Source organism: Kitasatospora cinereorecta (assembly GCF_024172095.1).
Taxonomy (GTDB): Bacteria; Actinomycetota; Actinomycetes; order Streptomycetales; family Streptomycetaceae; genus Kitasatospora; species Kitasatospora cinereorecta.
Genome location: NZ_JAMZDX010000001.1, coordinates 1,449,350 through 1,473,761, shown reverse-complemented (window position 1 = coordinate 1,473,761; position 24,412 = coordinate 1,449,350). Strand labels below are relative to the sequence as shown.

Below are 24,412 nucleotides of genomic sequence, written 5' to 3'. Positions count from 1 at the left end.
TCCGGGAGCGACAGAATCGTTTCTTCGGCCGGTCTCCGCCTCGGATCCGGCACGCCAGCTCGCACACTCACGCCGACCCAACGCCGACACCCCGCCAAACGACACGGTTCTGTCAACCGTTTGTGCACCCACTTCCGCGCCACGGGTGAGGCCCACCGGCACTGACCGGAACGCGAACGGCCCCCGTGCGAATCCGCACAGGGGCCGTGACCACGGACGATGACTCAGCCGTCAGCGGCCGAGCCGACGCACTCAGCCCTTCGGACGCTCGTCCTCGGGGTAGTCCTCGTCGATCTCGACGTCGTCCTCGTCGTAGTACTCCTCGACGTCTTCCTCGTCCTCGAAGATCATGCGGTCGTCGCCGATCTCGTCCTTGGCGATCACCCGCGCCGGCGCGGACTCGGCCTCCACGGCCTCCTCCTCGTCCTCGGCGAGCGCGTCCACGAACTCCACACCGTCGATCTCGGCCAGCCGCTCCGAGGCGTTGGTGGTCCCGTCGGTGTCGGCCTCCGCGGCCTTGGCGAACCAGTCACGCGCCTCGTCGCCACGGCCGGCCGCGATCAGCGCATCCGCGTAGGCGTACCGCAGACGAGCGGTCCACGGGTGGATCGCGCTCGACGCCAGCTCCGGGCTCTGCAGGGTGACCACAGCAGCCTCGAACTGCTCCATGTCGGCGCGCGCACCGGCCGCGACCAGGCGCATCTCGACCTGGCCCGCCTTGTCCAGCTGCTTCACCTCAGGCTCGCCGGCCATCGCCAGCGCCCGCTCCGGACGGCCCAGACCGCGCTCGCAGTCCGCCATCACCGGCCACAGGTCCGCGCGACCCGTCATCCGGCGGGCAGCACGGAACTCGGTCAGCGCCTCCGAGTAGCGCTGGGTCATGTACGAGGCGAAGCCCGCCGCCTCACGCACGCTCGCCACGCGCGACGCCAGCCGCAGCGCGACGCGGGAGTACTGGTACGCCTCCTCCGGCTCGCTGTCCAGCAGCCGCGCGACCATCACCAGGTTGCGCGCCACGTCCTCGGCCAGCGTCTTCGGCAGGCTCTTCAGGTCCTGACGCACGTCCGCGTCGATCTCGAAGCCCGTAACGTCGTCCGGGATCGGCAGCCGCTTGACCGGCTCGTGACGACGCTCGTCCTGGTCGCGACGGAACCCGCCGCGCTCGCCGCCACGGTCGTCCCGACGGCCCTCGTACCGGCCACCCCGGTCGCCACCGCGGTCGCCGCCGTACGAGCGGCCACCCCGGTCGTCACGGCGGAAGCCGCCGCGGTCGCCACCACGGTCGTCACGGTCACGGCCGTAGCCGCCCGAGGGGCGGTCGTCCCGACGGAAACCACCCGACGGACGGTCGTCACGACGCGGACGGTCATCACGGTCACGGCCGTAGCCACCCGAGGGACGCTCGTCGCGGTCACGACCGTAACCACCGGACGGACGGTCGTCCCGACGGAAGCCACCGGAGGGGCGGTCGTCACGGTCACGGCCGTAACCACCGGACGGACGGTCGTCCCGACGGAAACCACCCGACGGACGGTCGTCACGACGCGGACGGTCATCACGGTCACGGCCGTAACCGCCCGAGGGACGGTCGTCCCGACGGAAACCACCGGACGGACGGTCGTCACGACGCGGACGGTCATCACGGTCACGGCCGTAACCGCCCGAGGGACGGTCATCGCGACGGAAACCACCGGACGGACGGTCGTCACGGTCGCGGCCGAAGCCACCGGACGGACGGTCGTCCCGACGGAAACCACCCGACGGACGGTCGTCACGACGCGGACGGTCATCACGGTCACGGCCGAAGCCGCCGGACGGACGGTCATCGCGACGGAAACCACCGGACGGACGGTCGTCACGACGCGGACGGTCATCACGGTCACGGCCGAAGCCACCGGACGGACGGTCGTCCCGACGGAAACCACCCGACGGACGGTCGTCACGACGCGGACGGTCATCACGGTCACGGCCGAAGCCACCGGACGGACGGTCGTCCCGACGGAAACCACCCGACGGACGGTCGTCACGACGCGGACGGTCATCACGGTCACGGCCGAAGCCGCCCGAGGGACGGTCGTCGCGACGGAAACCACCGGAGGGGCGGTCGTCACGGCGGAAACCGCCGCGGTCGCCACCACGGTCGTCACGGTCACGGCCGTAGCCACCGGACGGACGGTCATCGCGACGGAAACCACCGGAGGGGCGGTCGTCACGGCGGAAACCGCCGCGGTCGCCACCACGGTCGTCACGGTCACGACCGTAACCACCGGACGGACGGTCGTCCCGACGGAAACCACCGCGGTCGCCACCGCGGTCTCCGCCGCGCTCGCCGCCACGGTCGTCGCGGCGGTAGCCGCCACCCTCACCGCGGTCGTCCCGGCGCGGGCCGCGGTCGTTGGACCAGCCCCCACGCGAGCGGGGCTCGTAACCGCGGCCGCCGTCCGATCGACGCTCGGGGCGGTCCTGGGGCGGGTTCGACATGCTGGTGACTCCTGTCTGCGTACTGCGTACTTCAAGCTCTGGCGCCGGCTGCCGTCGGTCGGCACCAGCGCGTCCCGGGCGCCGGCCACCAGGCCGCGCACCCACACCACTCCATTGTCCGCCATCCCCTCCGGTCCGGCCCCGCGTGCGGTTCCGGTACCGGCTGGGCCGGCGGCTGTCGTGCTCGTGTTTTACAACGCAAAAAGGCCGAGGCCCCAGCGAATCGCTGGGGCCTCGGCCTTTTTGAAGAATTGTTCGGCGGCGTCCTACTCTCCCACAGGGTCCCCCCTGCAGTACCATCGGCGCTATGAGGCTTAGCTTCCGGGTTCGGAATGTAACCGGGCGTTTCCCTCATGCTATGACCACCGAAACCCTATCGGGTATTCAGCGAACACACTTTTCAGTTGACAAGTGCTAGCTTTGTTCGCCGGCGATAGCTGTTCGCTACCCGGGAACCACACAGTGAACGCGAGCGTCTGAGGACAAGCCCTCGGCCTATTAGTACCGGTCAACTCCACCCCTCACGAGGCTTCCATATCCGGCCTATCAACCCAGTCGTCTACTGGGAGCCTTACCCTCTCAAGGAGGTGGGAGTGCTCATCTCGAAGCAGGCTTCCCGCTTAGATGCTTTCAGCGGTTATCCCTCCCGAACGTAGCCAACCAGCCATGCCCTTGGCAGAACAACTGGCACACCAGAGGTTCGTCCGTCCCGGTCCTCTCGTACTAGGGACAGCCCTTCTCAACACTCCTACGCGCACAGCGGATAGGGACCGAACTGTCTCACGACGTTCTAAACCCAGCTCGCGTACCGCTTTAATGGGCGAACAGCCCAACCCTTGGGACCTACTCCAGCCCCAGGATGCGACGAGCCGACATCGAGGTGCCAAACCATCCCGTCGATATGGACTCTTGGGGAAGATCAGCCTGTTATCCCCGGGGTACCTTTTATCCGTTGAGCGACGGCGCTTCCACAAGCCACCGCCGGATCACTAGTCCCTACTTTCGTACCTGCTCGACCCGTCAGTCTCACAGTCAAGCTCCCTTGTGCACTTACACTCAACACCTGATTGCCAACCAGGCTGAGGGAACCTTTGGGCGCCTCCGTTACTCTTTAGGAGGCAACCGCCCCAGTTAAACTACCCACCAGACACTGTCCCTGATCCGGATCACGGACCCAGGTTAGACATCCAGCACGACCAGAGTGGTATTTCAACGTCGACTCCACGACAACTGGCGTTGCCGCTTCACAGTCTCCCACCTATCCTACACAAGCCGAACCGAACACCAATATCAAGCTATAGTAAAGGTCCCGGGGTCTTTCCGTCCTGCTGCGCGAAACGAGCATCTTTACTCGTAATGCAATTTCACCGGGCCTGTGGTTGAGACAGTCGAGAAGTCGTTACGCCATTCGTGCAGGTCGGAACTTACCCGACAAGGAATTTCGCTACCTTAGGATGGTTATAGTTACCACCGCCGTTTACTGGCGCTTAAGTTCTCAGCTTCGCCACGACGAATCGTGACTAACCGGTCCCCTTAACGTTCCAGCACCGGGCAGGCGTCAGTCCGTATACATCGCCTTACGGCTTCGCACGGACCTGTGTTTTTAGTAAACAGTCGCTTCTCGCTGGTCTCTGCGGCCACCACCAGCTCGGGGAGCAAGTCCCGTCACCAGCAATGGCCCCCCTTCTCCCGAAGTTACGGGGGCATTTTGCCGAGTTCCTTAACCACAGTTCACCCGAACGCCTCGGTATTCTCTACCTGACCACCTGAGTCGGTTTGGGGTACGGGCCGCCATGAAACTCGCTAGAGGCTTTTCTCGACAGCATAGGATCATCCACTTCACCACAATCGGCTCGGCATCAGGTCTCAGCCTTGATGTGAGGCGGATTTGCCTACCTCACGGCCTACACCCTTACCCCGGGACTACCACCGCCCGGGCTGGACTACCTTCCTGCGTCACCCCATCGCTCACCTAATACCCCGTTGGGTCACCGGCTCCACCACGTCCCTTTGTCCGAAGACTCCGGGCCGGCTTCACGGGCTTAGCATCAGAGGGTTCAGCGTTGGCGCTTCAAAGCGGGTACGGGAATATCAACCCGTTGTCCATCGACTACGCCTGTCGGCCTCGCCTTAGGTCCCGACTTACCCTGGGCAGATCAGCTTGACCCAGGAACCCTTGGTCAATCGGCGCAAGAGTTTCCCACTCTTGTATCGCTACTCATGCCTGCATTCTCACTCGTGAACCGTCCACAACTCGATTCCTCGGCTGCTTCACCCGGCACACGACGCTCCCCTACCCATCACAGCGGGCGTTGGCCCTATTGCTGCAATGACACGACTTCGGTGATGTGCTTGAGCCCCGCTACATTGTCGGCGCGGAATCACTTGACCAGTGAGCTATTACGCACTCTTTCAAGGGTGGCTGCTTCTAAGCCAACCTCCTGGTTGTCTCTGCGACTCCACATCCTTTCCCACTTAGCACACGCTTGGGGACCTTAGTCGGTGTTCTGGGCTGTTTCCCTCTCGACCATGGAGCTTATCCCCCACAGTCTCACTGCCGCGCTCTCACTTACCGGCATTCGGAGTTTGGCTAAGGTCAGTAACCCGGTGAGGCCCATCGCCTATCCAGTGCTCTACCTCCGGCAAGAAACACGCGACGCTGCACCTAAATGCATTTCGGGGAGAACCAGCTATCACGGAGTTTGATTGGCCTTTCACCCCTAACCACAGGTCATCCCCCAGGTTTTCAACCCTGGTGGGTTCGGTCCTCCACGCGGTCTTACCCGCGCTTCAACCTGCCCATGGCTAGATCACTCCGCTTCGGGTCTTGGGCATGCAACTCAAACGCCCTATTCGGACTCGCTTTCGCTACGGCTACCCCACACGGGTTAACCTCGCTACACACCGCAAACTCGCAGGCTCATTCTTCAAAAGGCACGCAGTCACAGTCCGAAGACTGCCCCCACGGCTTGTAGGCACACGGTTTCAGGTACTATTTCACTCCGCTCCCGCGGTACTTTTCACCATTCCCTCACGGTACTATCCGCTATCGGTCACCAGGGAATATTTAGGCTTAGCGGGTGGTCCCGCCAGATTCACACGGGATTTCTCGGGCCCCGTGCTACTTGGGAAATGAGCAAGCAAGCCGTACAGATTTCGTCTACGGGGGTCTTACCCTCTACGCCGGACCTTTCGCATGTCCTTCGACTATCCATACGGTTTCTGACTCGCCGACCGGCCGGCAGACCGATCAAGCTCACTCCCACGACCCCGTCACGGCAACCCCTGCCGGGTCTCACACCATGACGGTTTAGCCTCATCCGGTTTCGCTCGCCACTACTCCCGGAATCACGGTTGTTTTCTCTTCCTGCGGGTACTGAGATGTTTCACTTCCCCGCGTTCCCTCCACATACCCTATGTGTTCAGGTATGGGTGACAGCCCATGACGACTGCCGGGTTTCCCCATTCGGACACCCCCGGATCAAAGCTCGGTTGACAGCTCCCCGGGGCCTATCGCGGCCTCCCACGTCCTTCATCGGTTCCTGGTGCCAAGGCATCCACCGTGCGCCCTTAAAAACTTGGCCACAGATGCTCGCGTCCACTGTGCAGTTCTCAAACAACGACCAGACACCCACCCGAACAGGCATGGGACCGGCACTCCATGAGGCAACTTCCGTTCCCTCAGGGCCCAACAACGTGCCCGACACAACCGAATCCGATCCCGCGTTCCACGCCCCGAAGGGCAGTACTGGCGGTCATCCTCGAGTGTGCCGAATAGTCAACGTTCCACCCATGAGCAAGCACTCCGGGACATTCGCCCGAAGCTGCCGTGTGCTCCTTAGAAAGGAGGTGATCCAGCCGCACCTTCCGGTACGGCTACCTTGTTACGACTTCGTCCCAATCGCTGGTCCCACCTTCGACGGCTCCTCCCCTTACGGGTTAGGCCACCGGCTTCGGGTGTTACCGACTTTCGTGACGTGACGGGCGGTGTGTACAAGGCCCGGGAACGTATTCACCGCAGCATGCTGATCTGCGATTACTAGCAACTCCAACTTCATGGGGTCGAGTTGCAGACCCCAATCCGAACTGAGGCCGGCTTTTTGGGATTCGCTCCGCCTCGCGGCATCGCAGCCCTTTGTACCGACCATTGTAGCACGTGTGCAGCCCAAGACATAAGGGGCATGATGATTTGACGTCGTCCCCACCTTCCTCCGAGTTGACCCCGGCAGTCTCCTGTGAGTCCCCGACATTACTCGCTGGCAACACAGAACAAGGGTTGCGCTCGTTGCGGGACTTAACCCAACATCTCACGACACGAGCTGACGACAACCATGCACCACCTGTACACCGACCACAAGGGGGCTGATATCTCTACCAGTTTCCGGCGTATGTCAAGCCTTGGTAAGGTTCTTCGCGTTGCGTCGAATTAAGCCACATGCTCCGCTGCTTGTGCGGGCCCCCGTCAATTCCTTTGAGTTTTAGCCTTGCGGCCGTACTCCCCAGGCGGGGAACTTAATGCGTTAGCTGCGGCACCGACGACGTGGAATGTCGCCAACACCTAGTTCCCAACGTTTACGGCGTGGACTACCAGGGTATCTAATCCTGTTCGCTCCCCACGCTTTCGCTCCTCAGCGTCAGTAATGGCCCAGAGATCCGCCTTCGCCACCGGTGTTCCTCCTGATATCTGCGCATTTCACCGCTACACCAGGAATTCCGATCTCCCCTACCACACTCTAGCCTGCCCGTATCGAATGCAGACCCGGGGTTAAGCCCCGGGCTTTCACATCCGACGCGACAGGCCGCCTACGAGCTCTTTACGCCCAATAATTCCGGACAACGCTCGCACCCTACGTATTACCGCGGCTGCTGGCACGTAGTTAGCCGGTGCTTCTTCTGCAGGTACCGTCACTTGCGCTTCTTCCCTGCTGAAAGAGGTTTACAACCCGAAGGCCGTCATCCCTCACGCGGCGTCGCTGCATCAGGCTTTCGCCCATTGTGCAATATTCCCCACTGCTGCCTCCCGTAGGAGTCTGGGCCGTGTCTCAGTCCCAGTGTGGCCGGTCGCCCTCTCAGGCCGGCTACCCGTCGTCGCCTTGGTAGGCCATTACCCCACCAACAAGCTGATAGGCCGCGGGATCATCCTGCACCGCCGGAGCTTTCCACCAACCCCCATGCAGAGGAAGGTCATATCCGGTATTAGACCTCGTTTCCAAGGCTTGTCCCAGAGTGCAGGGCAGATTTCCCACGTGTTACTCACCCGTTCGCCACTGATCCACCCCGAAGGGCTTCACCGTTCGACTTGCATGTGTTAAGCACGCCGCCAGCGTTCGTCCTGAGCCAGGATCAAACTCTCCGTGAATGTCAACCCGTAATCGGGTCCACACCCGCGAAAGAGCGGCACGGCAACCACCGGAATAGGGCGGCCCCGCGCACTGCGTCCTCGCTAGTGTTATTTCAAAAGGAATCTCCAACCCCAGAAAATCTGAGGCCGGGGATGTCAACATATCTGGCGTTGACTTTTGGCACGCTGTTGAGTTCTCAAGGAACGGACACTTCCTTCGGACCGCCTTCCAGCGGGCCCTCCGGGCGCTTCGTTCTTTCGTGTTTCCAGCTTATCAGATCAGCGTTTCCGCTTTTCTCACTCGCCGTTCAGTCTTCCGACTGTTTTGCCTTTCGGCACTCCCAGACTCTAGCAGAGTTATTCGGTCCGCATTTCCCGATCGAAATTCGAATGGGCGCGCGACTGATCGCTCGGCGAGGGTTTGGGGTTCCGCCTGCCGGTCTCGACCGGTTCAGGCGACTCGGACTACGTTAGGTCACGGATGTGATCGAGTCAAACACGAGGGGCCGGATCTGGCTGGATCCGGCCCCTCGGTGGTGGAGTCGCAGGTCAACTCCGGTGTGGTTCAGGCCACCTGACAGTGGCTCATCGCGGTCGGATCAGGCCGACACGACCTCGACGGCCGCCAGGTTCCGCTTTCCGCGGCGCAGCACGAGCCACCGGCCGTGCAGCAGGTCGTCGGCGGTCGGGGCGGCCTCCTCGTCGGTGACCTTGGTGTTGTTCAGGTACGCGCCGCCCTCCTTGATGGTGCGGCGCGCGCCGGAGCGGCTGGGGGCGAGGCCGACCTCGACCAGCAGGTCCACGATCGGGGCCAGCTCGGCGACGGTCGCCTTGGGGACCTCGGCGAGTGCGGCCGCGAGGGTGGCCGGCTCGAGGTCGGCGAGGTCGCCCTGGCCGAACAGGGCCTTGGAGGCGGCGACGGCGCGCTCGTACTGCTCGGCGCCGTGGACCATCGTGGTCAGCTCCTCGGCCAGCGCGCGCTGGGCGAGGCGGGCGGCGGGGCGCTCGGCGGTCTCGCGCTCCAGCTCCTCGATCTCCTCGCGGGAACGGAAGGAGAAGATCCGCAGGAAGTTGGAGACGTCCCGGTCGTCCGCGTTCAGCCAGAACTGGTAGAAGGCGTACGGGGTGGTGAGCTCCGGGTCGAGCCAGACGGTGCCGGACTCGGTCTTGCCGAACTTGGTGCCGTCCGCCTTGACGATCAGCGGGGTGGCGAGCGCGTGCACGGACTTGCCCTCGGCCTTGCGGATCAGGTCCGTGCCGGCGGTCAGGTTGCCCCACTGGTCGCTGCCACCGGTCTGCAGGGTGCAGCCGTAGCGGCGGTTGAGCTCCAGGAAGTCCATGCCCTGGAGGATCTGGTAGCTGAACTCGGTGTAGCTGATGCCGGCGTCGGAGTTCAGCCGGCGGGCGACCGCCTCCTTGGCGATCATGTTGTTGACCCGGAAGTACTTGCCGACGTCGCGCAGCAGGCTGATCGCCGACATGCCGGACGTCCAGTCCAGGTTGTTGACCATGCGGGCCGCGTACTCGCCCTCGAAGTCGAGGAACCGGGAGATCTGGCCGCGCAGGCGGTCGACCCAGGCGGCGACGGTCTCGGGGTCGTTGAGCACGCGCTCGGCGGTCGGCTTGGGGTCGCCGATCAGGCCGGTGGCGCCGCCGACCAGGCCGAGCGGCAGGTTTCCGGCCAGCTGCAGGCGCTTCATGGTGAGGATCTGCACCAGGTTGCCGAGGTGCAGGCTGGGCGCCGTCGGGTCGAAGCCGCAATAGAACGTGACCGGGCCGTCCGCGAACGCCTTGCGCAGTGCGTCCTCGTCGGTGGACAGGGCGATCAGCCCGCGCCACCGCAGCTCGTCGACGATGTCGGTCACGGTCCCGCTTCTCCTTCGGTCGGGTTGTCCGGCGCGGTGACGGCCCGCTCGACGGGGCCTGGCGCACGGACGACTCCAGCGTGGTAGAGCCTACGCGGTCGGGGCCAGCGAGTTTTCGCCCCGTCCGGGCGCTGGACGGAAATTCCGTTGTTCAGCGCCCGCACGCCCGTTCACAGTGGTGCCACCGCCGAGCGGCGGGGGGTGTGGACTGGAGGTGGCCCGGAATGCGCAACACGCTGGTTCTGAACGCGAGCTACGAACCGCTGACGACGGTGTCGCTGAAGCGTGCCGTGGTGCTTGTCCTGCAGGACAAGGCCGTGGTCGAGCACGCCCATCCGCTGAGCGTGGTCCGGGGAACCGGTGTGTCGCTGCCCGTGCCGCGGGTGATCCGGCTGAACCGGTACGTCCGGGTGCCGTTCCGACAACGGGCGCCGTGGTCGCGGCGCGGTGTGCTGGTCCGTGACCAGCACCTGTGTGCGTACTGCGGGCGGCGGGCGACCACCGTCGACCACCTCCAGCCGAAGTCGCGCGGGGGCGCGGACAGCTGGCTGAACACCGTCGCGGCGTGCGCGGAGGACAACCAGCGCAAGGCCGACCGGACGCCGGAGCAGGCGGGGATGAAGCTGCTGCGCAGGCCGTTCGAGCCGACGCCGGAGGCGACGCTGATGCTGGCGCTCGGGCTGAAGCAGAGCGACCTCGGCGAGCTGGCGGCCTGGCTGCCGGCCACCGCCTGACCGCACAACCGCCGACCGAACAACCGCTGACCGAACAATCGCCGACCGCATGACCCGGCGGACGACCCGAGGAGCCCGGTTCCGGACTCCACCGAGGCCAGTGGGCCCGACCTGCACAGGGGACAGGTCGGGCCCACTTCGGGTTTCCGGGCCGCGCCGGGCCGGGCTCAGCCCTTGCTGGCGAAGGCGGTGGCGGTGCCGAAGTTCGACGAGTGCTCGGGGAGGGCGATCACCTTGCCGCCGCCGGTGAGCAGGCGGCCGGAGGTGAGCAGCGAGCCGGTGCCGCGCTGGAAGGCGCCGCCGCGGGTCTCCTGGCCGCCGGTGAGGGCGAAGCGGCTGATGTGGGCGGGCTGGTCGACCCGCTCGTCCACGGCGAGCAGCAGGCCGCCGCCGTCGAGCCCGGCCGCGCGGGACTTGGCCTTTTCGGCGACCGCGGTCCGCCACTGGGCCTTGCCGGTGGTGAGGTCGTACGCGGTGACCGCGGTCGTCGCGCCCTCGGCGGAGGTGACGGTGGCGAACATCAGGTGCTCGTGGAACCAGACGGCGGGGACGGTGTCGAAGGTGCCGTGCCCGGCTTCGAGGCGGCCGCCGTCGACCGCGACCGGGATCTCGGCGGCGGGGTCGCCGCTGGCGCCCCAGGCGAAGACCCGGTCGTCGGCGGGCTGGGCCCCGGTGGTGAGGACGACGGCGGGCTCGGCGGAGAGCACGGTGACGGTCTTGGGCTGGTTGTTCAGCCCGCGCCACCAGGTGACCTTGCCGTCGGCGGCGTTGAGCGCGACGGCCTGGTCGACGGGGGCGGAGTCGGCGCAGCTGCTGTGCAGCACGACGGTGTTGCCGCTGCCGCCGCCGGAGAGCGAGCAGTACTTGCCCTGGCCGGCGTACTGCCAGAGGTCCTTGCCGTCGGCGGCGGCCCAGGCGGCGGCCTTGTCGTCGCCGACCGCGATGACCTTGTCGTCGGTGACGGAGACGTGGGCGGTGTAGGAGTCCTTGGCCTCGGAGAGGGCCTTGTTCCAGGTGGCCTTGCCGGCCTTGGTGTCGACGGCGGCGACCAGGGTGCAGGGGCTCTTGGGGTCGGCGGCGAGGCGGAAGACGGCCGCGCCGAGACCGGCGGCGTTGACGGTGGGCGAGAGCCCGCAGGGGACGGCGCCGTCGGCGGGCGGGGCGAGGGTCCAGGTGGGCTTGCCGTCGGCGAGCGCGTAGGCGTGGACGCCGGAGGCGTCGGCGCGGACCACGGCGTCGGCCAGCAGCCAGCTGCCGGTGAGGGTGTCGTCGCCGCCGGCGGCGGGGGCCGCGGCGGGGGTGGCGGTCCAGCTCTTGTCGTGGGCGACCGCGATGTTCTGGGTGGGGACGCCGTCGGTGGCGGCGGTGGTGGGCTTGTCGTCCTCGCCGGTGGCGAGGACGCCCGCGGTGACCAGGACGGCGAGGGCGGCGACGCCGGCGCCCGCCCGTACCAGCAGGGCGCGGCGGCTGGGGCCGTGGTCGGCGGAGATCACCGCTTCGGCGGCGGCCCGGGCGCGGTCGACCAGGGACGGCTTGGCGCCGGGGCCGTCCCCGGTGCCGGGCTCGTCGTCCCCGTCCCCGGCGTCCCCGGTGTCCCCGCCGTTCTCGGCGATCCGGGGGAATCCGACGGTCAGGGCGTCGGTGGGCGCAGCATCGACCGGAGCGGCGGCCGGAGCGGTGGGCGGCATCGGGGGCATGGCCGGTGCCTCGGGCTGGACGTAGCCGGACCAGGCCTGGTCGGTGGTCCCGGCCGGGGCGTAGAGCTGCTGCGGGTCGACCGGCACGGCGGGGTCGTACGGCTGCGCGTACCCGGCCGCGTACGGGTCGGTGGGCTGCTGTCCGAACGGGTCCAGCCCGGTGGCCGGGTAGCCGGTGGCGGTGTGGTCGGCGGCGGCGTAGTCGGTGCCGTAGCCGGCTGCCGGGTAGCCGGTGGCGGCGGCCTGGTAGCCGTACGCGTCCTGGCCGTAGTAGCCCTCGGACGGGTTCTGCGGCTGGGCCGGGACCTGCTGCTGGGACTGGTCCCACTGGCCGCCGTACGGCTGCGCGTAGCCGCCGTTCCACTCGTCGGCGGTCGGCTGCGGCTGCTGCGGCTGCTGCTGGGGGTACCAGGGCTGCTGGTAGTCGTAGCCCTCGTCCGGGTACCCCTGGCCGGAGGTCGTGGAAGGTTCCTGAGCCATGCGTTCCGTCCGTCCGCCTGAGGTCTGGCAAGCAGCCAGCATCTCACGGCGTCGGGCGGGCCCCGGCCCGGCCGTGGTCGCCGCCGTACGGGGGCGGCGACTGACGGCCGGTCAGCACAAGGACGGCTCGCGCCGGCAGACGGCGCGGGCGGCGGCTCAGGCGACGGCGCCGGCCAGGCTGCGGTCGATGAAGGCGGCGAGGGTGAGGTCGAGTTCGGTCAGCCCGCCCGCGCTGTGGGTGGAAAGGGCGAAGCGCAGGGTGCGCCAGCGGATGTCGATGTCGGGGTGGTGGTCGAGCCGTTCGGCCTCCAGGGCGACGGTGTCGACCACCCGGATCGCGGTGGGGAAGCTCGCGGTCTCGGCGGTCCGGACGATGGTGTCGCCGTCCCGGTGCCACTGGGGCAGGGCGGCCAGGCCGGTGGTGATCTGGTCCTCGGTCAGGCGCTCGCGGCTCATGGTCTCTCCGGTGGGGTTGCCGGGCGGGGGTGCACTGGTCCGAGCATAGGAAGGCGCCGCGGTCGCGGGTGGGCGACACCGCGGGGGGTCGGCTCAGAAGAGCAGCAGGCGGGTGACGGCGGCCAGGCCGACCACGACGATCAGGGAGCGCAGGGCGGCGGGCGGCAGGCGGCGGCCGACGGTGGCGCCGATCTGGCCGCCGGCCGCGGAGCCGAGGGCGATCAGCAGGGCGGCGAGCCAGTCGATGTGGGTGGTGAAGAGGAAGAAGGTCGCGGCGACGCCGTTGGCGATCAGGGCGAGGACGTTCTTGACCGCGTTGATCCGCTGCAGGGAGTCCTGGAGCAGGATGCCCATCAGGGCGAGCAGCAGGACGCCCTGGGCGGCGCCGAAGTAGCCGCCGTACACGCCGGTGAGGCCGACGGCGGCGATCAGCACCGGGCTCGCGTCGTGGTCGGCGACGCCGGCCCCGGCGGCCCGGCGGGCGGCGACGGCGCGGGCGATCCGGGGCTGGAGGACGACCAGGAGCAGGGCGAGCACGATCAGCGCGGGGACGATCGCGGCGAAGGCCTTGCCGGGGAGGGCGATGAGCAGGGCGGCGCCGATCAGGCCGCCGGTGAGCGAGGCGCTGCCGAGGCGGAGCAGGCGGCGGCGCTGGCCGGCGAGTTCGGCGCGGTAGCCGATGGCGCCGCTGAGCGAGCCGGGGACGAGGCCGAGGGTGTTGGAGACGTTGGCGGTGACCGGGGGGACGCCGAGGGCGAGCAGCACCGGGAAGGTGATCAGGGTGCCGGAGCCGACGATGGTGTTGATGGTGCCCGCGGCGACGCCGGCCAGCAGGACGGCGACGCTCTCCCAGACCGTCATCTGTCATTTCCTCCCTTGCTCCTGTCGCGTGGATCATGCCGGACGGTGGAGCCGGACCGCCAGCGGTATCCAGGATGCGAACACCGGGGTCCTGCGACAGGCCAGAACAGGCCGGGGAACGGGCCGGGGCCCGCCACCGGTCGGTGACGGGCCCCTGCGGCTACAGATGGGAAGCCGGCTCAGCGGCTCACTCGGGGTCGATCTTCGGGTACTCCCGGCCCGGCTCGACACGCGGGCGGGCGAACGGCTTCTCGGTGTCCACCGGGCGCGGGCCGGCGGCCGGGTCGACCGGGACGTGGGAGACGGTCGGGGCGGCGGCGTTGCCGTTCGCGCCGTTGCCGCCGGTGAGGCCGGTGAAGGCGCCGCCGAGGCCCTTGAGCGCGTCGCCGACCTCGCTGGGGATGATCCACAGCTTGTTGGAGTCGCCCTTGGCCAGCTCGGGCAGGGTCTGCAGGTACTGGTAGGCGAGCAGCTTCTGGTCGGCGTCGCCCTCGTGGATGGCCTCGAAGACGGTACGGATCGCGGCGGCCTCACCGTCGGCGCGCAGCACGGCGGCCTGGGCCTCACCCTCGGCCTGGAGGACCGCGGCCTGCTTCTCGCCCTCGGCGCGCAGGATCTGGGCCTGCCGGGCACCCTCGGCGGTGAGGATGGCGGCGCGCTTGTCGCGGTCGGCGCGCATCTGCTTCTCCATCGAGTCCTGGATGGAGGTCGGCGGCTCGATCGCCTTCAGCTCGACCCGGTTGACCCGGATGCCCCAGCGGCCGGTGGCCTCGTCCAGCACGCCGCGCAGGCCCGCGTTGATGACCTCGCGGGAGGTGAGGGTGGACTCCAGGTCCATCGAGCCGATGATGTTGCGCAGGGTGGTGACGGTCAGCTGCTCGATCGCCTGGATGTAGCTGGCGACCTCGTAGGTGGCCGCGCGGGGGTCGGTCACCTGGTAGTAGATGACGGTGTCGATGTTGACGACCAGGTTGTCCGAGGTGATGACCGGCTGCGGCGGGAACGGGACGACCTGCTCGCGGAGGTCGATCCGGTTGCGGATGGTGTCGATGAACGGCACCACGATGTTCAGGCCCGCGCTCAGCGTGCGGGTGTAGCGGCCGAACCGCTCCACGATCGCGGCGCTGGCCTGCGGAATGACCTGAATCGTCTTGATCAGCGCGATGAAGGCCACGACGACCAGGACGACCAGCACGATGAGGACGGGTTCCAACGCTTCTCCCCTAGACGACCAGGGCGGTGGCGCCCTGGATTTCGACGACGTCGACCTGCTGACCCGGCTCGTAGACACGGCCGGGTTCCAGCGCGCGGGCCGACCAGATCTCGCCGTTCAGCTTGATCCGCCCGCCCTCCCCGTCGACTCTCTCCTGTACGACTGCGGTGGCGCCAGTGAGCGCCTCGATACCCGTCCTGATCGCCGGTGCCTGCTTCGACTGCCGGTACGCGATCGGCCGGACGAAGACCAGTTGGGCCACCGTCGCCGCCACGAACACCAGGAACTGGAGCACCACCCCGCCGCCCAGAGCGGCCGTCAGGGCGGCCGCGCCGGCGCCGATCGCGAACATCGCGAGCTCCGGCATCGCGGTCAGCACCAACGGGATGCCCAGGCCGACGGCGGCCAGGAGCCACCAGATCCAGTCGTCCACGGCGTCCATCCTAGGGAGGGGAAGGGTCTCGCCGCCTAGCTTCCCGCAGGTGGACGGGCGGAAACCGGCCGCGCGTACGACCGGTCCCGCTTCAGTGGGTTCAGGAGTTCAGTACGGGCTTCCGACGGGGGGTCAGCCGAGCGGCAGGCCCTGCGCGGACCAGCGGTCGCCGCGGCGCTCCAGGGTGAGCGGCAGGCCGAAGCAGAGCGAGAGGTTGCGCGCGGTGAGCTCGGTGTCGAGCGGGCCGGCCGCCATCACCTTGCCCTGGCGGATCATCAGCACGTGGGTGAAGCCGGGGGCGATCTCCTCGACGTGGTGGGTGACCATCACCATCGAGGGCGCGAACTCGTCCTGGGCGAGCGCGCCGAGGCGGCGGACCAGGTCCTCGCGGCCGCCGAGGTCGAGGCCGGCCGCGGGCTCGTCCAGCAGCAGCAGCTCGGGGTCGGTCATCAGGGCGCGGGCGATCAGGGTGCGCTTGCGCTCGCCCTCGGAGAGGGTGCCGAACCGGCGGTCGGTGTACTGGGACATGCCGAGCCGGTCGAGCAGGGCCAGCGCGCGGGACTCGTCGGCGGCCTCGTAGGTCTCCTGCCAGTGGGCGGTCATCCCGTACGCGGCGGTGAGGACGGTCTGCAGGACGGTCTGCCGCTCGGGCAGCTTGTCGAACATGGCGGCGCTGGCGAGGCCGATCCGGGCGCGCAGCTCGAAGACGTCGACCGAGCCGAGCTTCTCGCCGAGGACGGCGGCGGTGCCGCTGGTGGGGTGCAGGTAGGTGGCGGCGACCTGGAGGAGGGTGGTCTTGCCCGCGCCGTTGGGCCCGAGGATCACCCAGCGCTCGCCCTCCTGGATCGACCACGAGACGTGGTCGATGAGCGGGTGTCCCTCCCGGACCACCGAAACGTCCACCAGCTCCAGCACGTCGCTCATGCCTACGCCTTCCCCAATACCTGAAATGCAGAATTCGGCCGTCCGCCGGTGGCTGCGAGGGAGGGTCCTCGGGGCGCAGGTCCGACGGTGTCGAGCCAAACCTACGCCACCCGCTTGCCCCGGTTGTCCGTAGGCTGGCGGGATGCTCGCTACTCCTGCCGACAATCCGTACCAAGAGTCCCGTTCCGGTCGGCTGACCGCCTGGGGCAACGCGCTGCTGGGCGGTCACGCCTCGCCGGACGACGCCGCGGCCGCCGTGCTGGGGTCCGACGACGCGCACCGGGTGACCGGGCTGCCGGGCGACTCCCCCGGCGAGCTGCACGGGCTGACCTGGGCGCTGGGCCGGCTGCGTGCGCTCGGGGTGAAGGGCCTGCGGCTGGCGCTGCCGGTGGCCGGCCACCCGCTCGGGCTGACCGGGCCGGCGGCGTTCAACGCGGCGGCACTGGGCGCCGGGGAGGCGGTGGTGGCGGTCGGTTCCACCGTCGGCCTGGTGCCCGAGGTGGAGCACTACGGGCCGCCCGGCGACCGCGGGGTGCGGGTGCTCTGGCAGTGCCACCCGGTGGAGGACGCGCTGCCGGCCGACGTCCCCTCCCTGGACGAGGCCGAGCGCGAGCTGGCGGACGGGCTGCGCGAGGCGACCCGGCTGCTGGTGCGCCTGGACGTGGCGGGCGCCGGCCCGGAGGCGCTGCAGGCGCTGGAGTCGTACCGGCGGCGCGGGCACAGCGAGGCGCTGGCGCCCGGCTACCCGCCGCGGGCGGTCCGGGTGCTGGAGTCGGCCCGCCAGGTGTCGGCGCTGCTGGGGATCGCGGCCGGCGGCCACGGAGCCGCGGTGAGCGCCTCCGAGATGGCCGCGCGGCGGGAGGTCCTGGCGCCCTTGGAGCGAACCGCTCGGCGGGCGCAGGTGGCGGCGTACAACGCGATCGTGGACGAGCGGGGGTAGCGGCAGGGCGTGACCCTGGAGCCGCCCGGCCGACCCGACAAGGTCTTGCAGCGCGATCTCAGCTTCTCTCGGTGGCCGCCTGGTTCCGCACCGCCCACAGCGCGGCCTGCGTACGGTCGGCCAGGTCCAGCTTCATCAGGATGTTGGAGACGTGGGTCTTCACCGTCTTCTCCGACAGGTGCAGTGCCCGGGCGATCTCGCGGTTGGAGCGGCCGTCCGCGATGTGGCTCAGCACCTCCCGCTCACGGTCGGTCAGCGTGCCGCCCCGCCCCTGCGGGGCCCTCGGCCCGTCGTCCGCCAGCAGCGCCTCGGCCAGCTCCGGCTGGAGCAGCACGTGCCCCGCGTGCACCGAACGGATCGCCCCCGCCAGCGCCTCCGGGTCCACGTCCTTGTACACGTACCCGGCGGCGCCGGCCCGCAGCGCCGGAACCATCGTGCGGTGCTCGGTGAAACTGGTGACGATCAGCACCCGGGCCGTCGACCCCTGCTCCTTGAGCAGCTTGAGCGCCTCGATGCCGTCCACGCCGGGCATCTTGAGGTCCATCAGCACCACGTCCGGCCCCAGCTCGGCGGCCCGGGCGACCGCCTCCGCGCCGTCCGCGGCCTCCCCCACCACCTCGATGTCGCCCTGGACCTCCAGGAAGGTGCGCAGCCCTCGACGCACCACCTGGTGGTCGTCGACCAGCAGCACGCGGATCGGTGACACGCTGTCAGGCACCGGGGACCTCCATCTCGACGACCGTCCCCGTACCGGGGGCGGATTCCAAGCTCAACCGACCGCCGACACCCGCCGCCCGGTCCCGCATCGAGACCAGACCCAGGTGCCGGCCCGCCCGGCGGACCGACTCCGGGTCGAAGCCCCGGCCGTCGTCCGCCACCCGCAGCCGGGCACCCCGCCCGGCCGGACCCGACCCCGCCAGGGCCACCGTCACCGCCTGCGCGCCCGAATGCCGCAGCGCGTTGTGCAACGCCTCCTGCGCCACCCGCAGCACCGCCGCCTCCTGCGCCGGCGGCAGCGCCCGCACTCCCTGAGCGGTGAACGAGACCGAGGCGCTGTGCGCCCGGTCCAGCACCTGCACCTGGCTCGCCAGGGTGGCCACCAAGCCGTCCTCCTCCAGCGCGGCCGGCCGCAGCTCCACCACCACGGCCCGCAGCTCGTCCGCGGCCTCGGCCGCGAGCTTCGCCACCTCCGCCAGCTCCGCCCGCGCCCGTGCCGGATCCCGCTCCACCAGCGCGGCCGCCGCCTTCGCGGTCAACCGCAGCGAGAACAGCTTCTGCGACACCGCGTCGTGCAGGTCGTGCGCGATCCGGGCCCGCTCGCCGGCCAGGGTCAGCTCGCGGCTGCGCTCGTACAGACGGGCGTTGCCCAGCGCCAGGGCGGCGTGCGCGACCAGGATGCGCAGCAGGTCCTCGTCGTGGTCGGTGAAGCCGCCCTGCTTGTTCGCCAGGAACAGCGCGCCGACGATCTCGCCGTCGTCGACGATCGGCATGCCGAGGAAGTCGGTGAGGGTCGGGTGCGCGGCCGGCCAGCCGCCGAACGCCGGTGCCCTGCGCACATCGTCCAGCCGGGTCGGGGCGAGGTCGTGCAGCATCGTCGCCAGTACGCCGTGCTGACGCGGCAGCGGGCCGATCGCCCGCCACTGCTCGTCGCTCACGCCGTCCACCACGAACTGCGCGAACCCGCCGTGGTCGTCCGGCACCCCGAGCGCCGCGTACTCGGCCCCCAGCAGCTCGCGGGCCGAGGCGGTGATCCGGCGCAGCACCTCCCGTACCTCCAGGTGCCGGCTCATCGCCAGCACCGCGGCGCTCACGGCCTCGATCCCACTCAGACTCGCGTCCCCACCAGGGGCTTTCTCGGACGGCATGCCCCCAAACTACCGCCGCACCCCCCGCCCCCACGTGGGTCCGCAGACGGGAACGGGCCCAGGTCCGAAGACCTAGGCCCGCTCTTGCGGATCGCGCCGGGCGCCCGCCGCCGGAGCACGCACCTCGCCGGCTTGTCGTCGGTCGCCGATGCTCCGCATGGACTCCCTCCTCCGCACCGCCGAGCCACGCACTCCAACGACGCGCGCTGATCCGACGCGACCCGAAAGAGAGGACCTGGCCCGTCCTACCGGAGCTGGAGTCAGCCCTTCTGCATGACCTCGGGCTCGTGGCGCTTCTGGAGGCGCTGGATGAGGAAGGCGAGGCCGGTGGAGATGGCGATCAGCACCAGGCAGTTGAGGACGAAGAAGCCGGCCGAGTGGTCCCACAGGGGGTCGATCGGGGGTTCCTTGCCGGTCACGACCGGGGCGATGTGGGCCAGGTCGAGGGTGTTGCCGGAGGCGGCGACGCCCCAGCGGGCGGGCATCAGCCAGGCGAGCTGCTCGAGGCCGGGCTTGTCGAAGAGCTGGAAGATGGCGCCGGTGAAGACCATCTGGACGATGGCGAACATGACCAGCAGCGGCATGGTCTTCTCGGCGGTCTTGACCAGCGAGGAGATGACCAGGCCGACCATCATCGAGCAGAAGCTGAGCAGGATGACGCCGATGCCCATCTCGACCGCCGGCGCGTGCTTGAACAGCAGGCCCTCGGCGGGCAGGTCGCGCAGCTTGAAGGCGATCGCGGAGATGATCGCGCCCTGGAGGAAGCTGATCGCCCCGAGCACGATGATCTTCGACATCAGGTACGCCGACCGGGACAGGCCGGTGGCCCGTTCCCGTTCGTAGATCGCCCGTTCCTTGATCAGCTCGCGGACCGAGTTGGCGGATCCGGACAGGCAGGCGCTGAACGCGACCACCATGAGGATCAGTCGGGCCACGTCGTTGCGGCCGTTGGCGCACGCGACGAGTCCGCACTTGTCGGGGATGACCGCGGAGACCCCGCCGAGCACCAGCGGCAGCAGCACCGACAGCGCCATGAAGCCCTTGTCGGAGGCGATCACCGACAGGTAGCGGCGGATCAGGGTCCACAGCTGGGAGCCCCAGCTCTGCGGCTTGGGCGGCCGGATCTGGGTGTGGACGTTGGGCTGCGCCTGGGTGGCGGCGGCGTCCACGTTGGCCGAGTACTGCTGGTAGTGCACGGAGTTGCGGTACCGGCCGGCCCAGTCGTGGTCGGGGTAGTTCTCGAAGGCCTGGAAGACGTCGGCCCAGGTCTCGTAGCCGAAGAAGTGCAGCGCCTCGGCGGGCGGGCCGAAGTAGGCCACCGAGCCGCCCGGGGCCATCACCAGCAGCCGGTCGCACAGGGCGAGTTCGGCGACCGAGTGGGTGACCACCAGGACGGTGCGGCCGTCGTCGGCGAGGCCGCGCAGGGTCTGCATGACCTCGCGGTCCATGCCCGGGTCGAGGCCGGAGGTGGGCTCGTCCAGGAAGATCAGCGAGGGCTTGGTGAGCAGCTCGAGGGCGACCGAGACGCGCTTCTGCTGGCCTCCGGAGAGGGCGGTGATGCGGTTGTCGGCGCGCTTGTCGAGGCGCAGTTCGTACAGCACCTCGTCGATCCGGCGCTCGCGCTCGGCGGCCTCGGTGTCGCCGGGGAAGCGCAGCCGGGCGGCGTACTTGAGGCCGGTGCGGACGGTGAGTTCCTTGTGCAGGATCTCGGACTGCGGCACCAGGCCGATCCGGGAGCGCAGTTCGGCGAACTGCTTGTAGAGGTTGCGGCCGTCGTAGAGCACCTCGCCGCGGTCGGCCGGGCGGTAGCCGGTGAGCGCGCGCAGCAGGGTGGACTTGCCGGAGCCGGAGGGGCCGATGACGGCGACGAGCGACTTCTCCGGGACGGAGAAGGAGACGTCGTTGAGGAGGACCTTCTTGCCGCCCTTGTGGTCGACCTCGACGGTCAGGTGGTGGGCGGAGAAGCTGACCTCGCCGGTGTCGACGAACTCCTGCAGCTGGTCGCCGACCAGCACGAAGGAGGAGTGGCCGACGGTGAGCCGGTCCTGCGGGCCCATCAGCTGGCGCTGGACCGGCTGGCCGTTGAGGAAGATCCCGTTGTGGCTGCCGAGGTCGATGATCTCCCAGCGGCCGTCGGGCAGCTGGCGCAGCTCGGCGTGGTGGCGGGAGACCTGGAGGTCGGAGACCACGATGTCGTTGTCGAGCGCGCGGCCGATCCGGATGGTCCGGGAGCCGGCGGTGAGGTTGCGCACCATGGTCGGGTTGCCGAGGCCGGGGACGGCGCCGGGCAGCACCGGCGGCTGCGGCTGGGCGGCGGGGCCGCCCTGGTGCGGGAAGGCGGGCTGGTCCGCGGGGGCGCCCTGCTGCTGCGGGAAACCCGGCCGCGGGGTGGGCGCGTCCCACTGCTGGCGGACCGGCGGCGGCTGGACGGCGGCCTGCCAGTCCTGCTGGACGGGCGGCTGCTGGGCCGGCGGCTGCTGCGCCGGGGCCTGGTGCGCCGGGGCCTGCGGCCGGTCCGGCGCGGCGGCGCGGGTGGTGGCGGCCTCGTGCAGCGAGGCCTGCTGCGCGGCCGGCGCGGAGAAGGCCAGCCGCGGCCCGTTCTGCGCGTTGCCGAGGTTGACCACGGCGCCGGGGAAGACCGGCGTGTGCTGGGTCCGGCTGCCGGCCACGAATGTGCCGTTGGTCGAACCGTGGTCCGCGAGCTGCCAGTTGGCTCCGTCGAAGGAGATGGTGGCGTGCCGCCAGGAGACCCTGGCATCGTCGAACGGGAAGTCCGAGTTCGGATCCCGCCCGATGGTGTAGGCCCGGCCGGGTTCGAGTACCCGCTGCCGTCCGTCGATCTCAACTACGAGTTGCGGCAACTCTTCGCCCGCCCCGCTCTCCGGTCCCCCGATTGTTCCTGCATCTGTCTCGCGGAATCATTCCAGCCCGGGCGCCGTACCCGGAAGTCGGACCCGCCGGTTGTGACCGGCTGGCAACACTGTGCGTGACCAGGGGGGACAGGACGTCCCACGGGGCGGACGGGTGGCATGGCCGCACCGGTGGGCCCGGTAGCGTGGGAGGCACCATGAATGCGACTGATCCGGCCGCTGAGGCCCTCCCCGCCCCGCAGCCGCCCGGCCCGTCCGACGAGCGGACCCTGCTGGTCAAGGTGTTCGGCAAGGACCGCCCGGGTATCACCGCCGGCCTGTTCGCCACGCTCGGCGGATTCGGCGTCGAGGTGATCGACATCGAACAGGTGGTCACCCGTGGCCGGATAACGCTGTGCGCCCTGGTCACTCCCCCGGACTCGCCGGGCGCCGAGGGGGCGCTGCGGGTCACCGTGCACCGCTGGGCCGAGGAGCAGAAGCTCCAGGCCGAGATCATCTCCGGCATCGGCGACAACCGGCCCCGCCGGGAGGGCCGCTCGCACGTGACGGTGCTCGGCCACCCGCTGACGGCCGCGGCGGTGGCCGCGCTGACCGGACGGGTGAGCGAGGCCGGCGGCAACATCGACCGTGTCTTCCGACTCGCCAAGTACCCGGTGACCGCGGTGGAACTGGCCGTCTCCGGTGTGCCGACCGAGGAACTGCGCGCCCTGCTGGCGACCGAGGCGGCCGCCCAGCGGGTGGACATCGCGGTGGTCGGTGCCGGACTGCACCGCCGGGCCAAGCGCCTGGTGGTGATGGACGTGGACTCCACGCTGATCCAGGACGAGGTGATCGAGCTCTTCGCCGCCCACGCCGGCTGCGAGGAGGAGGTCGCCGCGGTGACCGCGGCCGCGATGCGCGGCGAGCTGGACTTCGCCGAGTCGCTGCGCGCCCGGGTGGCGCTGCTGGCCGGGCTGGACGCGGCGGTCACCGAGAAGGTCCGCGCCGAGGTACGGCTGACGCCGGGCGCCCGGACCCTGATCCGTACGCTGCAGCGGCTGGGCTACCAGGTGGGCATCGTCTCCGGCGGCTTCACCCAGGTCACCGACCACCTGGTGGGCCTGCTGGGGCTGGACTTCGCGGCGGCCAACACCCTGGAGGTGGTGGACGGGAAGTTCACCGGCCGGGTGACCGGGGAGATCGTGGACCGCGCGGGCAAGGCCCGCTGGCTGGCCCGGTTCGCCGAGCAGGCGAAGGTGCCGCTGGAGCAGACGGTGGCGATCGGCGACGGCGCCAACGACCTGGACATGCTGAACGCGGCCGGGCTGGGCGTGGCGTTCAACGCCAAGCCGGTGGTCCGGGAGGCCGCCGACACCGCGGTGAACGTGCCGTTCCTGGACACCGTGCTCTACCTGCTGGGCATCTCCCGCGAGGAGGTCGAGGCGGCCGACGCCGTGGACGGCACCACGGCCCACTGACGCACCACCGCACCGAGGGCGGGCCCGGCCGGGCCCGCCCTCGGGCGTTCACTCCTGCGGGGTGTGGTACGCGTCGAGGCGGGCCGCGCCGGGTTCGACCTGCTTCCAGGAGCCGCTGAGGGCGAGCACCGCGACGGCGGACGGCGGGAAGCCGTTCAGCCGGAGCCGCTCGAGCGCCTCGCGGTCGCCCTGGTCGCCGGCGAGCACCTGGGTGAGGCCGAGCACACCGGGGTTGTGGCCCACCAGGATCACATCGGCGTGGTCCTCCGGGGTCTCCTGGAGCACCGCGATGATCTCCCCGGGACTGGCCTCGTAGACCCGGTCCTCGTACACCGTCTTCCGGGGGCGCTTGGGCAGCTGGTGGGCGACCAGCTTCCAGGTCTGCCGGGTCCGCAGCGCGGTGGAGCAGAGCACGTAGTCGGGGTTGATTCCGGAGTCGGCCAGCCACTCGCCGGCCTCGGCCGCCTGGGTCTCGCCCCGGTCGGCCAGCGGCCGCTCGTGGTCGGCGACCTGATTCGGCCAGTCGGCCCGGGCATGCCGGAGAACGATGATCCTTCGAGGGGTGTCGGTGCTCATACCCCCAGAGCTTCGCAGAAAATCGCCGTCCGGTCGCGGCCTCGCGTGCGGCGCCACCCGCAGGAGTGGAGAGCGCGGTCGGACCGGCGGTCAGCCCAGGTTCTGGGCGACCGAGGCGATGATCGAGATCACCACGGCGATGGCGGCGATCAGGCCGAGCATCTGCAGCAGCTTCTTGCGGCCGTCGGCGGGGTTCGGGTCGAGTACGGGCATGTCGCG

The 24,412-nt window shown here is 69.3% G+C and carries 16 protein-coding genes, 3 rRNA genes and 1 pseudogene; 3 read left to right on the top strand and 17 right to left on the bottom strand.

From position 1 onward, the window contains the following. Positions 1-252: 252 nt before the first annotated feature. The 6 genes and pseudogenes from FHR36_RS06520 to tyrS all read right to left on the bottom strand — a co-directional run bounded on the left by FHR36_RS06520 (position 253) and on the right by tyrS (position 9,687). Entirely contained in the window at positions 253-1,062 is an 810-nt protein-coding gene (locus FHR36_RS06520) for a tetratricopeptide repeat protein (protein WP_380232654.1), read from the bottom strand. A gap of 564 nt (positions 1,063-1,626) precedes the next feature. Beyond that, positions 1,627-2,382, bottom strand: a pseudogene (locus FHR36_RS40225) (hypothetical protein); the annotation flags it as partial. A gap of 352 nt (positions 2,383-2,734) precedes the next feature. Beyond that, positions 2,735-2,851, bottom strand: a 5S ribosomal RNA gene (gene rrf, locus FHR36_RS06510). 108 nt (positions 2,852-2,959) lie between these two features. Beyond that, positions 2,960-6,065, bottom strand: a 23S ribosomal RNA gene (locus FHR36_RS06505). Positions 6,066-6,323: 258 nt separating this feature from the next. Continuing rightward, positions 6,324-7,840: ribosomal RNA gene (locus tag FHR36_RS06500) — 16S ribosomal RNA — on the bottom strand. Together the 16S, 23S and 5S rRNA genes form the textbook arrangement of a ribosomal RNA operon. A gap of 581 nt (positions 7,841-8,421) precedes the next feature. Continuing rightward, the gene (gene tyrS / locus FHR36_RS06495) at positions 8,422-9,687 is read right to left on the bottom strand and encodes a tyrosine--tRNA ligase (RefSeq protein ID WP_253794526.1); all 1,266 of its coding nucleotides are present in this window, start codon (positions 9,685-9,687) and stop codon (positions 8,422-8,424) included. Positions 9,688-9,911: 224 nt separating this feature from the next. Between tyrS and FHR36_RS06490 the strand changes: the two genes are divergently transcribed. Continuing rightward, positions 9,912-10,421, top strand: a complete 510-nt coding sequence (locus FHR36_RS06490) for an HNH endonuclease (protein ID WP_253794524.1) — start codon at positions 9,912-9,914, stop codon at positions 10,419-10,421. A gap of 167 nt (positions 10,422-10,588) precedes the next feature. On the opposite strand, the gene FHR36_RS06485 is transcribed toward FHR36_RS06490, so the two are convergent. From FHR36_RS06485 to FHR36_RS06460, 6 genes are all read right to left on the bottom strand, one after another. Then, positions 10,589-12,598: an outer membrane protein assembly factor BamB family protein gene (locus FHR36_RS06485; RefSeq protein ID WP_253794522.1), complete on the bottom strand. Its 2,010-nt coding sequence runs from the start codon at positions 12,596-12,598 to the stop codon at positions 10,589-10,591. Positions 12,599-12,754: 156 nt separating this feature from the next. Beyond that, a complete protein-coding gene (locus tag FHR36_RS06480) occupies positions 12,755-13,054 on the bottom strand; it encodes a 4a-hydroxytetrahydrobiopterin dehydratase (protein ID WP_253794520.1) in 300 nt (99 codons plus the stop codon). 93 nt (positions 13,055-13,147) lie between these two features. After that, positions 13,148-13,915, bottom strand: a complete 768-nt coding sequence (locus tag FHR36_RS06475; RefSeq protein WP_253794518.1) for a sulfite exporter TauE/SafE family protein — start codon at positions 13,913-13,915, stop codon at positions 13,148-13,150. Positions 13,916-14,102: 187 nt separating this feature from the next. After that, positions 14,103-15,128 carry an SPFH domain-containing protein gene (locus tag FHR36_RS06470; RefSeq protein ID WP_253794516.1) on the bottom strand — a complete coding sequence of 342 codons (1,026 nt, stop codon included), beginning with the start codon at positions 15,126-15,128 and terminating at the stop codon, positions 14,103-14,105. Between the two features lie 10 nt (positions 15,129-15,138). Then, complete coding sequence (locus FHR36_RS06465; RefSeq protein ID WP_253794514.1) at positions 15,139-15,570, bottom strand: NfeD family protein; 432 nt, start codon at positions 15,568-15,570, stop codon at positions 15,139-15,141. Between the two features lie 123 nt (positions 15,571-15,693). Beyond that, positions 15,694-16,485, bottom strand: coding sequence for an ABC transporter ATP-binding protein (locus FHR36_RS06460; RefSeq protein ID WP_253794512.1), 792 nt, complete (start codon positions 16,483-16,485; stop codon positions 15,694-15,696). A gap of 142 nt (positions 16,486-16,627) precedes the next feature. Here FHR36_RS06460 and FHR36_RS06455 point away from each other — a divergent pair, with 142 nt between their 5' ends. Further along, positions 16,628-17,425, top strand: coding sequence for an Rv1486c family protein (locus FHR36_RS06455; protein ID WP_253794510.1), 798 nt, complete (start codon positions 16,628-16,630; stop codon positions 17,423-17,425). Positions 17,426-17,483: 58 nt separating this feature from the next. Here the strand turns inward: FHR36_RS06455 and FHR36_RS06450 are convergent, their stop codons facing one another. The 3 genes from FHR36_RS06450 to FHR36_RS06440 all read right to left on the bottom strand — a co-directional run bounded on the left by FHR36_RS06450 (position 17,484) and on the right by FHR36_RS06440 (position 22,151). Beyond that, positions 17,484-18,143: a response regulator gene (locus FHR36_RS06450; protein ID WP_253794508.1), complete on the bottom strand. Its 660-nt coding sequence runs from the start codon at positions 18,141-18,143 to the stop codon at positions 17,484-17,486. Continuing rightward, on the bottom strand, positions 18,136-19,290 hold the full coding sequence (locus tag FHR36_RS06445) for a GAF domain-containing sensor histidine kinase (protein ID WP_253794506.1): 1,155 nt from the start codon (positions 19,288-19,290) through the stop codon (positions 18,136-18,138). Before FHR36_RS06445 ends, FHR36_RS06450 begins: the two co-directional genes overlap by 8 nt. 260 nt (positions 19,291-19,550) lie before the next feature. After that, positions 19,551-22,151, bottom strand: a complete 2,601-nt coding sequence (locus FHR36_RS06440; RefSeq protein WP_253794504.1) for an FHA domain-containing protein — start codon at positions 22,149-22,151, stop codon at positions 19,551-19,553. Positions 22,152-22,357: 206 nt separating this feature from the next. Here FHR36_RS06440 and serB point away from each other — a divergent pair, with 206 nt between their 5' ends. Continuing rightward, complete coding sequence (gene serB, locus FHR36_RS06435) at positions 22,358-23,617, top strand: phosphoserine phosphatase SerB (protein WP_253794502.1); 1,260 nt, start codon at positions 22,358-22,360, stop codon at positions 23,615-23,617. A gap of 48 nt (positions 23,618-23,665) precedes the next feature. On the opposite strand, the gene FHR36_RS06430 is transcribed toward serB, so the two are convergent. Continuing rightward, on the bottom strand, positions 23,666-24,193 hold the full coding sequence (locus FHR36_RS06430) for a SixA phosphatase family protein (RefSeq protein WP_253794500.1): 528 nt from the start codon (positions 24,191-24,193) through the stop codon (positions 23,666-23,668). A gap of 90 nt (positions 24,194-24,283) precedes the next feature. Beyond that, on the bottom strand, positions 24,284-24,406 hold the full coding sequence (locus FHR36_RS06425; protein WP_253794499.1) for an SGM_5486 family transporter-associated protein: 123 nt from the start codon (positions 24,404-24,406) through the stop codon (positions 24,284-24,286). Positions 24,407-24,412 lie beyond the last annotated feature (6 nt).